Here is a 13,898-nt window from a genome sequence, read left to right on the forward strand (position 1 = left end):
ATACACAACCTGATAAGCAACCAAAAATCACTGCAAATTAACTTACTAAACATTTTATTAATTAAGAAAAATGGAAAATAATACAGCTTCAGGCACATCAGCTTACGATGTTAACGGGGAAGCCAAGTGTCCGTTTCACAATGGAACTGCCAAGAAAAAGCCAAGCGCTGGCGGTGGTACTAGCAACCGTGACTGGTGGCCAAATCAACTAAAATTGAACATCCTCCGTCAAAACTCTGCCCTTTCTAATCCAATGGGTGAGTCGTTTAACTACGCTGAAGAGTTCAAGAGCCTTGACCTAGCTGCGGTGAAGAAAGATATCTTTGAGCTCATGACAACCTCTCAGGACTGGTGGCCCGCCGACTACGGTCACTACGGTCCATTTTTTATTCGGATGGCGTGGCACAGTGCTGGCACCTACCGTATTGCTGACGGACGAGGCGGCGCAGGTTCAGGTACCCTTCGCTTTGCCCCTCTAAACAGCTGGCCCGATAATGGAAACCTTGATAAGGCGCGCTTGTTGCTGTGGCCAATCAAACAAAAATACGGCAGAAAGATTTCGTGGGCTGATTTGATGATTCTCACTGGCAACTGTGCCCTTGAGTCGATGGGCTTCAAGACCTTTGGTTTTGGAGGCGGTCGTGAGGATATTTGGGAACCAGAAGAAGATATTTATTGGGGTTCAGAAACCGAGTGGTTGGGCGACAAACGCTATACTGGCGACCGTGAATTGGAAAACCCGCTTGCAGCCGTTCAGATGGGGCTCATCTACGTAAATCCAGAAGGCCCTAACGGCACCCCTGATGCGCTGGCGGCGGCCCGTGATATTCGCGAAACGTTTGGCCGCATGGCAATGAATGACGAAGAAACGGTGGCGCTGATTGCGGGTGGACACACCTTCGGTAAAGCCCACGGTGCGGCCGACCCAGGCAAATACGTGGGTCGCGAGCCCGCAGGAGCAGGCATTGAAGAGCAAAGCCTTGGTTGGAAAAACTCTTTCGGCAGCGGCAATGGTGTCTACACCATCACTAGCGGTTTGGAAGGCGCATGGACCACCAATCCAACGCAATGGGACAACAACTATTTCGACAACTTGTTTGGATTTGAATGGGAACTTACCAAAAGCCCAGCTGGAGCGCAGCAGTGGACACCCAAAAATGGGGCGGGCCTCGGTAGCGTGCCTGATGCCCACGACCCCGCGCAGCGTCATGCGCCTATGATGTTTACGACCGACATCGCTTTGCGAGTAGATCCTATTTACGAACCGATTTCAAGACGTTTCCATGAGAACCCCGATCAGTTTGCCGACGCATTTGCCCGCGCATGGTTTAAATTGACTCACCGCGATATGGGCCCTATCGCTCGTTATCTCGGCCCAGAAGTACCTTCAGAAGAGCTGATTTGGCAAGACCCCGTTCCTGCCGTTACGCACGAACTGATTGACGAGCAGGACATCACTGCCTTGAAAGCAAGCATTATTGCTTCGGGCCTGTCGGTGTCTCAATTGGTATCAACTGCTTGGGCGTCGGCTTCTACTTTCCGTGGCTCCGACAAACGTGGTGGCGCAAACGGTGCCCGTATTGCCCTTGCTCCACAGAAAGATTGGGACGTTAATCACCCAGGTCTTTTGACGAATGTACTTGATAAACTTAAGGGCATTCAGCAGGAATTCAACAGCACGCAGTCGGGTGGTAAGCAGGTATCTCTTGCTGACTTGATCGTGTTGGGTGGATGTGCGGGTGTTGAGCATGCAGCAAAGAAGGCCGGTTATGACGTGACCGTTCCTTTCACACCTGGACGTACTGATGCCTCTCAAGAGCAAACCGATGTGGAATCATTCGCCGTTCTTGAGCCAGAAGCCGACGGTTTCCGCAACTACGCTAAGACCAAATACACGGTTTCAGCCGAAGAAATGTTGATTGACAAAGCACAATTGTTGACTCTGACCGCACCCGAAATGACCGTTCTTGTGGGTGGTATGCGTGTTTTGAATACCAACTACGGTTTTTCTAAACATGGAGTGTTTACCAAGCGCCCAGAGACACTTTCCAACGATTTCTTCGTTAATCTACTTGATTTACGTACGACATGGAAAGCGGCTTCACCTCACCAAGACGTGTTTGAAGGCCGTGACCGCTCAACTGGCGAACTCAAGTGGACGGGCACCCGAGTTGACCTGATTTTCGGTTCAAATTCGGAGCTTCGTGCCTTGGCGGAAGTGTACGGATGCGGAGATGGGCAAGAGAAGTTCGTAAAGGACTTTGTGGCAGCGTGGAACAAGGTGATGAACCTCGACCGTTTCTAATTGGCCTGATTTCAGTGCCATGTTATATACCTACCAAGAGGTGGCTCGGCAACGAGCCACCTCTTTTATTTTCGATAAGTCTAAAGAAATGATGAGACTGTCTTTTATGATAACAATTGATAGTTGTCTCTGTAAAATGCGGTATTTCTTGCGGTTATTTTAAAATTGCTCGGAAAATTTGGAGAGATTGATATTTCCCAAGTGTTCGGAAAACTTGGAAAGTCTGACCTTGTTAGGCCCAATGTTTTTTAATTACTTCTAAAAGCTCGGCTTGAGCCGCACAACCCGCAATGACATCGCCACCAAAGAGCCATTCTTGACCGCCCGAAAAATCGGTAATTTGACCGCCTGCTTCCAATATAAGGAGCGCACCAGCGGCCATGTCCCAAGAGTTGAGATTGTACTCATAAAAGGCCTCAAAACGACCCGCCGCTACGTAGGCTAAGTCAATGGCCGCTGCACCCATACGCCGTAGTCCGTGGCAACTTTGCATGAGCGTTTCTAGCACTTTGAGGTATCGGTCCTGTTTTTCAAACTTATAATACGGGAATCCCGTTGCCAATAGGCTGTCGCCGAGGGTGGTGGCTGCCGAAACTTTCAGGCGAGTTGCACCCTGGAGAAAAGCGTTGTCCAACGGTAATCCGCCAAGCATATACCGTAAGTTGACCGTCCACGCACCGCCGCCTTGCCAACCGTAGAATAGCTCCTCGGTTCCTAAATGATAGATGACGCCCGCAATAGGAATTTTATTCTTTACCAATCCCACACTGACGCAATACACGGGCAAACTATGGATGAAATTGGCTGTGCCGTCGAGTGGGTCAATGATCCAATACAGCTCGTCGGGATTTGATTCTTCGCCAGCGGTGCCTTCTTCGGTGATAAAACCTGCTTCGGGCAAGATTTGGCGTAGGCCCGTCACCAACAGCTTTTCTGTTTCTTTGTCTACGTACGACACCAGGTTGTTGGCGGCTTTGTACTCGGTCAACGAGCGGTCAAACTTGGCGGCTTCGTGTTTGATAAATGCTCCCGCTTCGCGGACAATTTCTATGGTTTGGTGGGTAATAAGTTCGAGATTCATGGTATTTGTAATTGATAAATTAGGATGGCTTAAACGCGTTTGCGGAGAAAGTTGAGGCGTGCAATGAGACTTATAATAAAAACGCTTGCGCCCGAAGGAATAGCGGAATCTCCCACTAGAAAATTGTCGAGGACAGAAAAAACAACCGCAAGGATAGCAGAAATTAGACTTATCGTAACAAACTTTTTTCCTACGGGATGCTTGAGGAAAAAGATAAGTGGCAAATGAAAGGGAAATACCCATAGCAAATTTACGTTCCAAGCGGTTACTCCGTGGTCAGTAGCAATCCATAGTAGTAACAAAATCCAACCAGCGAAACCGATAAGGCCAAAGAAAATCTTGTCAAATAGGAAGTTTACTTTTGCTTTTTTTTGTTGTAGGTTGGTAAAAAGAAGGATTAAAATTCCCAAAAGAGCGAAGATTGTTATTGGGCTGTAAAGCATCTCCCATGCGTTGGTATTTGTTTCTTTCTGCGTCTTGGTGAATAAGCCTTTATGTTCTAAGACGGCTTTTTGTCCGCCAATGGTGGCTAATTCCATGTGCAGTTTCAAATTATCAGGCAAGTACATTTCTTCTTGAACGAGTGCCTTTCTATCGGAAGGCAAACCAATGGCGAGATTCATTCCAAATTTTGCCCAAGGTTTTTCCCCTAAATACTTGTTCATCCACCACCGAAAGCTTTTTAACATACCCTCTTTTTCAATAGTGTTACGGCTGAAAACTAAACTATCCCCGCAGGCCGCTTTTAGCGCATCCCGCAGGCGCGTTGCACAGTTGTCGTAAAAGAATTTATAAGCGTACTGTCGATTTTGGGGAAGGTAATTGTTCTCCAAGTAATCGTACAGTTTTTGTTTTTGGTTTTGCGAAAGATTCAATACCTGCTCCGTTACGCTACGATTTTCGGCTTGTGCGCCGTACATCGTGTAGTACATCGGCGAAACCGACAACTGATACGGAAGGGTGCCGCGCATAAACTTGATATAAAACCCCTCGGTTCTAAAATCAAAAGTGCCATAATTATAGACTTTGTCGATGCCCTGCATGGGGTCAGAAACCCAAAGCGCATTGTGGCCAAAGCTGCTGTATAATTCTTCTCCTGGCGAGACCGTGATGAGGCTTACTTTGGCATCCCTGCTCAGGGATTGGGCAAAGAGGGGAGAGTATACCGCAGAAAGTGTTAAGAAAAATATAATCAGACAGGAGATTGTTCGGACAGCAACATGCCCAAGAACAGAGATAATGCAGTTGTTAAACATACGATAATGGGCAGATATACGGGTAAAATGGGCAGACCCAAGGCCTTGGGCAGACGCAATCGGCTGCCGCTCCGGACCTGCCCCTATGGTTTTATGGTTTTCCTGCAACGATAATAACGATTTCACCTTTGATTGTTTTTTCGGCAAAATAAGCAATAATTTCTGTTAAAGTTCCACGGATGGTTTCTTCATAAAGTTTTGTTAATTCTCGGGAAACGGAGGCTTGCCGGTCGGCTCCGAAGTACTCCACAAACTGTTGGAGCGATTTGAGCAGGCGGTGTGGCGATTCGTAAAAAATCATCGTGCGCTCTTCTTCTTTTAGTTCAGTAAGGCGCGTTTGGCGGCCTTTTTTGTGAGGCAAAAAACCTTCAAAAGTAAAGCGGTCGGTGGGCAGTCCTGAATTGACCAAGGCGGGTACAAAAGCCGTAGGCCCGGGCAGACATTCGATGTCGATGCCGTTTTTGAGGCATTCACGTACCAGTAAAAAACCAGGGTCAGATACCGCTGGCGTACCCGCATCCGAAATCAGCGCCATGTTTTCACCTTTCAGAATGCGTTGAATAATTCGCTGCACTGTTTGGTGCTCGTTATGGATATGATAGCTCTGCAAAGGTTTGCTGATGCCCAAATGTTTGAGCAAATGCCCCGACGTTCGGGTGTCTTCGGCCAAAATAACATCTACACTTTTCAACATATTGATGGCGCGCAGAGTTATATCTTCTAAGTTGCCGATGGGCGTAGGGACCAGATAAAGTTTTGGATTCACTGTATATGTTAATTTATGACGTCATTTATTGAATTAGGGCAATTTGTACGATTTCAAGGTGTTAACAAATATGTTTTATTGGTTTACACTTGGCTTTATGTTTTGCTTTTTTGTGACAAAAAAGCCATTTTAAGGTCAAAATAGGGGCAAAAATGTTGTTAACAATTATTTAAACAAAGGATTTGGAAAAAAAACGATAAAAAAATGTATTATTCCAATAAATCAGGCATTTAGGTCCGCTAACGTACTATTTTCTTTCCAAAGTGCTTTTGTTTGTCCCATAATTTTCTTGTTTCTTTGCAGCGATTTTTGACATCAACCAACTGATTTTACCAAACACAATTCTAACCAAAATTCCCAAATTTATGAATGTTAAACATTTACAAAGGAAGAGGGTAATAATTGCACTTTTCGCAGTCGTTGCTTCTCTTTTTATGGTTTTACCAGCAGCACAAGCCCAAGTTACGGCTTCTTCAATTCGGGGTATTGTAAAAGATGATAAAGGAGCAGAGCTTCCGGGCGCTACCATCGTAGCTACTCACTTACCTTCTGGAACAAAATACGGAACCGTTACCAATGAAAAAGGACGTTATGTATTACCCTCCGTGCGGGTAGGTGGACCCTACAAAGTTACGGTTACTTTTGTTGGCTTTAAAGAACAATCTAAAGAAGACATTGTTGCAAACTTAGGTGCTTCTGCTGATGCAAACTTCTCGTTGGTTGAAGATGGCAAAGAGATTCAGGAAATTGTGGTAACCAGCGGTCGTTCGGATATTTTCTCTTCAGGACGTACGGGTGCGGCTACAACATTGGGCCTCAACGCCGTAAACAGCTTGCCAACCATCGGTCGTACCATTGATGATATTACCAAATACAATGCTTACAGCAACGGTCGCTCATTTGCGGGTCAGGATAGCCGCCTTAACAACTTCACCATCGACGGTGCAGTGTTTAACAATGGTTTTGGATTGGGTTCTTCAGCTCAGGCAGGTGGACGTACTGGAACTACTGCCGTATCATTGGATGCGATTGAGCAGGTACAAATCAACATTGCACCTTTTGACGTACGTCAGTCAGGTTTTGCGGGTGCAGGTATCAACGCCGTTACTCGCTCAGGAACAAACGAAGTAACGGGTTCGGCCTACTTTCTTACAAGAGGCAGCAACTTAGTCGGCAAAAAAGCGGACGGAAGAGATTTGCCAACGGTGAACATCAACGAGAAAACGTTTGGTTTCCGCGTGGGTGCGCCAATCATTAAAGATAAATTGTTCATTTTCGCCAACTTCGAAAACTTCACTAGCTCTACACCAGCTACCACTTGGGTGGCGGCTCGTGCGGGTGCGGCGGGTAACGTATCTCGCGTTACTTACGATGATTTGACCGATCTCGCCAATTTCATGAAGACCAACTTCAATTATGAATCAGGGGCTATCGACAACTTTAACAACGAAGTTAAAAGTACCAAAGGATTGGTTCGTCTTGATTACAACATTAATAACAACCACAAGTTGACGTTGCGCTACTCGCACCACAATTCACAGTCGGGGGCCATCATCAGCAACAGTAACAGTAGCAACACCGCAGGAAACGGTAACCGTACGAACTCTTCGTTGGCGCTTTCGCCCGAAAACACGGGTTATCTGATTGCTGATAATACTCGTTCTTTGGTTGCTGAACTGAACTCAAACTTTGGCGGTAAATTTGCCAATAACTTCATCGCTACGTATAACAAACAAAATGAAGATCGTCAGTACAAGAACGAAATCTTCCCAACGATTGACATTTTGAAAGACGGAAGTACCTATACTTCTACGGGTTTTGACCCTTTTACACCCAATAACAAGCTGAACTACTCAACGTTGAACTTTACCAATAACTTGAGCTACTTTGCAGGGAAACATACCTTGACGCTAGGTTTAGCCTATGAGCACTTTACTTCAAACAACGTATTCTTCCCTTCTTCAAACGGGGTATGGGTGTTTAATTCTATTGCGGACTTTAAAACTGCCGCGTTGGCCTATAAAGCTGATCCAAACTTGACTACTTCTCCTGTACAAGTTGCACGTTTTAACTACCGCTATTCGTTGTTGCCAAACGGAGCTGAGCCTTTGCAGACCTTGAAGCAATCCACCTACACAGCTTATGTACAGGATGAGTTTCAGGTAAATGACAAATTCAAAGTTACTGGTGGTGTTCGTTTTGACCTGTTTGATTACAATGATGATTTAGCCAAGGACTTCAACAACCCAGTCGTTGCGGGTTTGACGTACAAAGATGAAAACGGGAAAGACTTGAAAGTAAGCACAGGTACTTTTCCAAGTAACAAACTTTTGGTGTCGCCACGTATCGGCTTTAACTTGGATGTGAAAGGTGACAGAACGACCCAAATCAGAGGTGGAACGGGTATTTTCGTGTCACGCATTCCGCAAGTATTGGTCTCAAACCAATTGGGTAACAACGGGGTAAACACCGCAGTATTAAACTTTACCAACACTACTGCTTATCCGTTTACGTTGGATCCTACTCGTTATAAGCCTGCTACAACTGACATCACTAAACTGCCTGCGTACGTAATCAACGCCTCGGTAGACGGTTTGAAAAACCCAGTCATTTGGAAGTCTAACTTGGCAATTGACCAAAAATTGCCTTGGGGATTAATCGGAACATTAGAAGGTATCTACAACAAGAATATTCAGGCACTTCGCTACATTGATGGTAACTTAAACGGTCCCAACCGAACTTTGAGCGGTCCAGATACGCGCGGTCGTTTCCCTGGTTCAGGATTGTCAGGAGCCGCCGTAAACCCTGCTCGTTTTATCAACTCCGCAAACACCAACGCGTTTATCCTGACCAACACGAAAGAAGGTTATTCGTACTCTTTCACGGCTAAATTAGAAAAAACAGCTACCAAAGGCTTGAGCGGTATGTTAGGCTATACTTACTCGTTAGCGAAAGATATTCAATCAGTAGCGAGTACGGTATTGGCCAACATCCCAACGGTTGCGGGTCAAAACTTCTTGACTCCATCATGGTCTGACAACGACTTGCGTCACCGTTTTGTAGGATACCTCAACTACCGTTTGAATTACGGCGGTAAATTGGGTGGTTCTACCATGTTTACGTTGGGTATGGTTTCCAACAGCGGATTCAAAATCTCATATACTTCAGGAAGTGACATCAACGGCGACGGTCAGAACAACGACCTTATATTTGTACCTAACAAAGGAAGCGATTTGACTTTCGCTACTTTGACTGCGGGTGGAAAGACCTTCACGCCCGACCAACAGGCGGCAGCGTTTGATGCTTACATCGAAAACGACCCTTATTTGAAATCACGTCGCGGTCAATATGCAGAACGTAACGGTGCCACTGTACCTTGGTTGACTCGTTTTGACTTTACCGTTGAGCAAGATTTTTATGTGTCGGTGGGCGCAAAAGGAAAGAAAAACATCATCCGCCTGCGTTTTGACGTGCTAAACGTAGGTAACCTCATTAACAATGCCTGGGGTGTAGCTGAAACAACTACTACCACCAACCCATTGACAATGGCGTCTATCAGTGCAACGGGCGTTCCAACCTATCGTATGGCTACGCAATCTGTAAATGGCGAAACTATCTTGTTGCGTGATGCTTTTGTGAAGAGCATCAACGTAAACAACGTATGGCAAGGTCAGTTCGGGATTCGCTACATTTTCAACTAGCAATCGCCGTTTTTATCATCAAAAAATCCCACGCCTAAAACGTGGGATTTTTTGTGAAAAAGAGCCAAATTCGTCGGATAATAAAAAAAAAGCTCCCTTTTGAATTTTTCAGTTTTTCTGTTTCTAATTTTTCTGTTTCTTAGTGTCGCTTTTCTTTGTTCTTTTGCAAGGAAAACAGTAAACCACCAAAACTTAATACATTATGTCGCAAAAGCGCGTTCTCATCGCTGAGGATAGTTCCGTAATCCAAAACTTAGCCCGTAAGATTTTGGAATTTCAAAATTATGAAATTACAGCCGTCAAAAACGGTGAGCAAGTAATGCAAATTGTAGACAAAGAAGATTTTGACATCGTTTTGCTCGATATCAACATGCCCATCATGGATGGCATGGAGTGCGTAAAAGCCATCCGAGCGCTCGGCGATAAGAAAAAATCAAACTTGCCGGTTGTGGCAATCACGGGCAATGCCAAAAACTACTCAGAAGAAGAATTTAAGGCCGCAGGCTTCAACGATGTGTTGGTAAAACCACTCAACTTTGACCGCCTCGTGGAGATTGTAAATGAATTAACGGAAGAGTAATAGCAGAAGCGAGAAGTGAGAAGCGAGAATGAATAAAAATCATCACTCGCTCCTGACTTCTCGCTCCTCACTTCTTAAAAATGATTGTCACACTCCTAGGTACCGGAACTTCTTCGGGCGTACCGCTGATTGGCTGTAGTTGCGATGTATGTCGCTCATTGGACTACCGCGACAAACGGCTGCGGGTTTCGATACACTTGGCAGTAAGCGGCCATCACTTTGTCGTTGATACTGGCCCGGACTTTCGTCAACAGATGTTGAGGGAAGGTATCAGTCAATTGGATGCCGTACTCTTCACGCATCAGCACAAAGACCACACCGCAGGGCTGGACGACGTCCGTGCGTTTAATTTCCTTCAGCAGCGTGATATGCCCGTATATGGACGGGCGGAAGTACTGGAGCAAATTCACCGCGAATTTGAGTACGTTTTTGCTGAACACCGTTACCCGGGCATTCCCCGCCTCCAACTACACGAAATTAGCAATAACCCTTTTGAGGTCAAAGGCGTCACTTTTACCCCTATTGACGTGCTACACCATAAACTCCCCGTTTTTGGCTTTCGGGTAAACAACTTCGCGTACGTGACCGACGTAAATCATATTGCGGAGTCTGAACAACACAAATTGAAAGGATTGGACGTGCTGGTGCTGGGAGCCTTACAGCGAGATCAACATATTTCTCACTATTCACTTGAGCAGGCATTGGGCATGGTGGAAAGGCTGCAACCCAAAATGACCTATTTTACGCACGTCAGTCATAAAATGGGCAAACACGGCGACGTAGAAAAGGAGCTGCCGCCCACGGTGCGACTGGGATACGATGGCTTAAAATTGAGATTGTAGCAAAGCAAAAATAAAAGTGCAAATTTTTTCAATCCGAAACCGATTGATTTTCAGTATAGAAGCAAATTATTTGAAACTTTTACACATTTTTCGTTTGGAATTGAAATTTAAACAGCTACCTTTGCAGTCCCAAAACAACGGAAAATATAAAGAATCGGATGCGTAGCTCAATTGGATAGAGCACCTGACTACGGATCAGGAGGTTTGGGGTTCGAATCCCTACGCGTCCACAAAAAATCCCAAAAACCCGCAAATCACGCTGATTTGCGGGTTTTTTGCTTTAAATGTTATGAACAGGTACCTTGAATAGGTTAGCAACACTATAAAAATAAAATAAACAAAAGTATCTAAATTAAACCTCATGAAAATTTCTTTTCTCCTCTTGGTTTCCCTTTTTAGCCTATTTATTTTTCAGCCTGGTTTTGCTCAAGGGCCACCGCCCCCAGGTGATGAATTATCTTTTGACCAAAAGAAAGTATCAGTCGCTGAGTTAAAAAAATTACTGATAGGTGAATGGATGTTAGAAAATGACAAAAGCCAAGGTCTTAAAATTACGGCCACTACTTTTGCAAATACCATCAAAGAAATTTCGCATAGAGCAGTAAGCTACAAAGCCAGTAATAGGGATAAATGTTCATGTGATTTTGGAGAGGTGCCACCTCCTCCTATGCTTTTAGGTTGTGTTTCAATCCCAAACACTAAAAATTGCTATCTATTATACGAGGTAGTAGAAGGAGACCAAGTTGGTTTAAAGTTCGGTCTTTTAGATCCGGTGAAAGAAACAGTGAAAGCTTTCACTGTAGTAAAAAAGTAACACACTTATTGTTATTTTACATACAAATACTGTTTGCGTCCACGAAAACAACAAAAAACCCCTCAAATTGCGAATTTTGAGGGGTTTTTTGTTTAAAAGTTGTTAACAGTTTCAAAATCATCTGTTAACAATTTCCTGTAATATTCTTTGAATGATAACAGAAATGTGTTTCGGTTGACGTCTCATATTTTGGACAATTCAGGGGTAAGTAACTGATAGTTGCCTTAACATTGATTTTATCATCCTTCGTGAGCTATCATCCAACAACGCGGCATGGGAATCATCCAACTCCAGTAAATTACAGGTGTCGGCAGCGTGGTTGTATGCTTTGACATACATGGCCGTCAGTTTTACAAGGGTGTTTTCAATTTCCTGCAATGAAGCGCGGTTGCTTCTGCTTCTTCGGTTTTTTTTTCGGTTATCATTTCAATCTCCAAGGTGGGTTTAGCCTGTTTTCACCTGCATAATATAAAATTAGCTGATTATGGTCGGGGTCTTTCAATCTAGCTTCTCTCCATAACCAACTTTTGTCATTAGGCATCTCGTCAAATACAATTCCTTTTCTTATGAGTTCATCAACATACTTGTCAAGATTTTCGCATTCAAAATATACCCAAACTCCATTGCCTTTGGGAAGTTCTTCAGCAAAATGAATTGAAAAAGTTGAATTACCTTCAATACATTGAAATCTCGCATAATGTGGGAGTGATTCTACAATGAGATTAAGTCCCATTAATTTATAAAAGGCGATAGCTTTTGTTAAGTCTATTGACGGTATTGTTATTTGGTTTAGATTCATTTATATAATTCATTTTTTTGAGAATATGTCTTTGTCCCACTTGCGAAATTCATAGTATTTGCTTTTCGGTTCTCCTGTCCAACCATTGATGCCTTTTTTCTTTGGCAAATAATACCCGTGAACATATATAAGAGGAACGATAAAAAGTGATAAAAGTATCATTGATGCTGTTCTGCCGAAGTAAATAGAAATACAACAAACCAATAGAAGTGTCAATAGGTATTTTCCAACTCTAAGAGTCTTTGATGTTTGTTCCTCGAAATGTCCCATAAGTATGTTTCCTAAAGCATAAATAATACTTACAATAGCTACCTCAAACCATAGAGATTCTGTTGTACTCATATTTTTTGATATTTAATTCTAATACAAATTTTATTTATACTAATGAGTTTTTGTTATAGCATGCCCGCTAACGCTTTGCAGCTACCCAAAGGGCGGGGCTTTTACCACAAAACTTGATTTGAAAAACTAATGGTTGATTAACCACTAAACTGACTTTGGAAAACCAAACCCCTCCTTTTGGGTAGGTGCTGTTATGGGCTGGGCTTCTTCGTCCATCGTCTCTGTCGCTCATTTATTATACTTTCTTCTATTGTCGTTGCTAAAAATTATTGGCAGATTTTAATTTCTTCTTTCAAGCTTTTCGTGTCTATAAAATACGTCCTTTTCGGGAATTGATTTAACTACTCTAATTACTTCTTTGTCAAAATTTGTGTCATAACCTTTCATAACTTTAACACTATTAATAACCCCATTTTCGTTTGCTGAAAACTGAACATATACTTTAATCACTTACGCCAGTCTGTGAAAAAACTCAATTTTATCACAATTTATGATTTATAAAATACTGATAATTAACTATTAAAAATTTAGACTTTCACTTCATAACTAGTTTTATCATAGACTGACGGTTTCGAGCCTTGCGTTGTTAAGCTTTTTAAACCGTAAACTGTCTGCCTTCACCAACGTTTGTTAATTGCTCAGATGTTTCTATTTACACTGTCCGCCCACTAACGCAAAACCAGTATTAGCAGTAGTTTATTGTTTCTTTCTTTCTTTCTTTCTTTATTATAAACTATTAGTGTTCGTTTTATAGTCAATGCAAATTTTATATGGTTTTCAAACTTATTGGCTGTAGCTATTCCAAAGAAACCAAACACCAATCAATAGAATAATAAATCCCCAAAATTTTTGAAGCCGCTCGAACTTTTGTGCAATTTCATTCACACGCCCAGGCCGCACAACCTTTTCAATCCCTTTCAATAAAGTCATCCAGCCCAATATTGTTATTGTAACTCTCCAGTCTTTTAGCCATAAGTTATGAGCAGAAACTGTTGCTAGCCCCAATAGCAGAGTTATGTATCCAGTAGAAATTGTTATTGTCCGGTCTGCCGTGTATTGTATGACTCGCCCCAAAAAGTTTGCCAGAATAGATGACAAACCAAGAAGAATAAATAAGCCTCCCCAAAATCTAGCAAGAAATATTGATATGTCCATTTGCTGTCTTTTTCTAAATTGACCGCTAACATCTGTATATACGCAATAAAATTGAGTATATAGCTTCAAAACGTAGGATAACCGCCCTTATATTTAACATTGAAGTGCCTTCGCTGTTTTTATGCTCAATAAAGACAAAAATTCTACTTTTCTACGTGAATTCCAGAAAATAGCTATAAATGTAAAATGATGCAGAAGGGAGCCACCGAATGATGGCAAAGTAGTCCAAGTGTGGATAAGTTCAGAGCGATAAAAAT

Annotated in this window: 11 protein-coding genes and 1 tRNA gene; 6 read left to right on the top strand and 6 right to left on the bottom strand. The window is 43.2% G+C overall.

Going from position 1 to position 13,898, the window contains the following annotated elements; genetic code table 11:
* Window positions 1-70: 70 nt before the first annotated feature.
* A complete protein-coding gene (gene katG / locus GVN20_RS17565) occupies window positions 71-2,305 on the top strand; it encodes a catalase/peroxidase HPI (protein ID WP_166559582.1) in 2,235 nt (744 codons plus the stop codon).
* Window positions 2,306-2,537: 232 nt separating this feature from the next.
* Here the strand turns inward: katG and GVN20_RS17570 are convergent, their stop codons facing one another.
* Genes GVN20_RS17570 through rsmI form a run of 3 tightly spaced genes read right to left on the bottom strand, consistent with a single transcriptional unit; the run spans window position 2,538 to window position 5,408 of the window.
* Complete coding sequence (locus GVN20_RS17570; RefSeq protein WP_166559583.1) at window positions 2,538-3,386, bottom strand: inositol monophosphatase family protein; 849 nt, start codon at window positions 3,384-3,386, stop codon at window positions 2,538-2,540.
* A gap of 29 nt (window positions 3,387-3,415) precedes the next feature.
* Window positions 3,416-4,768 carry a DUF4105 domain-containing protein gene (locus GVN20_RS17575; protein WP_166559584.1) on the bottom strand — a complete coding sequence of 451 codons (1,353 nt, stop codon included), beginning with the start codon at window positions 4,766-4,768 and terminating at the stop codon, window positions 3,416-3,418.
* Complete coding sequence (rsmI, locus tag GVN20_RS17580; protein ID WP_166559585.1) at window positions 4,734-5,408, bottom strand: 16S rRNA (cytidine(1402)-2'-O)-methyltransferase; 675 nt, start codon at window positions 5,406-5,408, stop codon at window positions 4,734-4,736. Before rsmI ends, GVN20_RS17575 begins: the two co-directional genes overlap by 35 nt.
* Window positions 5,409-5,842: 434 nt before the next feature.
* On the opposite strand from rsmI, the gene GVN20_RS17585 reads away from it, so the two are divergent.
* From GVN20_RS17585 to GVN20_RS17605, 5 genes are all read left to right on the top strand, one after another.
* Complete coding sequence (locus GVN20_RS17585) at window positions 5,843-9,109, top strand: carboxypeptidase regulatory-like domain-containing protein (RefSeq protein ID WP_229599100.1); 3,267 nt, start codon at window positions 5,843-5,845, stop codon at window positions 9,107-9,109.
* A 202-nt stretch (window positions 9,110-9,311) separates the two neighbouring features.
* Complete coding sequence (locus tag GVN20_RS17590) at window positions 9,312-9,689, top strand: response regulator (RefSeq protein WP_013931087.1); 378 nt, start codon at window positions 9,312-9,314, stop codon at window positions 9,687-9,689.
* A gap of 80 nt (window positions 9,690-9,769) precedes the next feature.
* Entirely contained in the window at window positions 9,770-10,531 is a 762-nt protein-coding gene (locus tag GVN20_RS17595) for an MBL fold metallo-hydrolase (protein WP_166559587.1), read from the top strand.
* A 156-nt stretch (window positions 10,532-10,687) separates the two neighbouring features.
* A tRNA-Arg gene (locus tag GVN20_RS17600) sits at window positions 10,688-10,761 on the top strand.
* 131 nt (window positions 10,762-10,892) lie between these two features.
* Window positions 10,893-11,345, top strand: a complete 453-nt coding sequence (locus GVN20_RS17605; protein ID WP_166559588.1) for a hypothetical protein — start codon at window positions 10,893-10,895, stop codon at window positions 11,343-11,345.
* 421 nt (window positions 11,346-11,766) lie between these two features.
* On the opposite strand, the gene GVN20_RS17610 is transcribed toward GVN20_RS17605, so the two are convergent.
* The 3 genes from GVN20_RS17610 to GVN20_RS17620 all read right to left on the bottom strand — a co-directional run bounded on the left by GVN20_RS17610 (window position 11,767) and on the right by GVN20_RS17620 (window position 13,641).
* Window positions 11,767-12,144, bottom strand: coding sequence for a VOC family protein (locus GVN20_RS17610; protein ID WP_166559589.1), 378 nt, complete (start codon window positions 12,142-12,144; stop codon window positions 11,767-11,769).
* A gap of 9 nt (window positions 12,145-12,153) precedes the next feature.
* Window positions 12,154-12,486 (bottom strand): hypothetical protein, encoded by a 333-nt coding sequence (locus tag GVN20_RS17615; protein ID WP_166559590.1) that lies wholly within the window; start codon window positions 12,484-12,486, stop codon window positions 12,154-12,156.
* A gap of 783 nt (window positions 12,487-13,269) precedes the next feature.
* The gene (locus GVN20_RS17620) at window positions 13,270-13,641 is read right to left on the bottom strand and encodes a hypothetical protein (protein WP_166559591.1); all 372 of its coding nucleotides are present in this window, start codon (window positions 13,639-13,641) and stop codon (window positions 13,270-13,272) included.
* Window positions 13,642-13,898 lie beyond the last annotated feature (257 nt).

The organism is Runella sp. CRIBMP (genome assembly GCF_009905605.1).
Taxonomy (GTDB): Bacteria; Bacteroidota; Bacteroidia; order Cytophagales; family Spirosomataceae; genus Runella.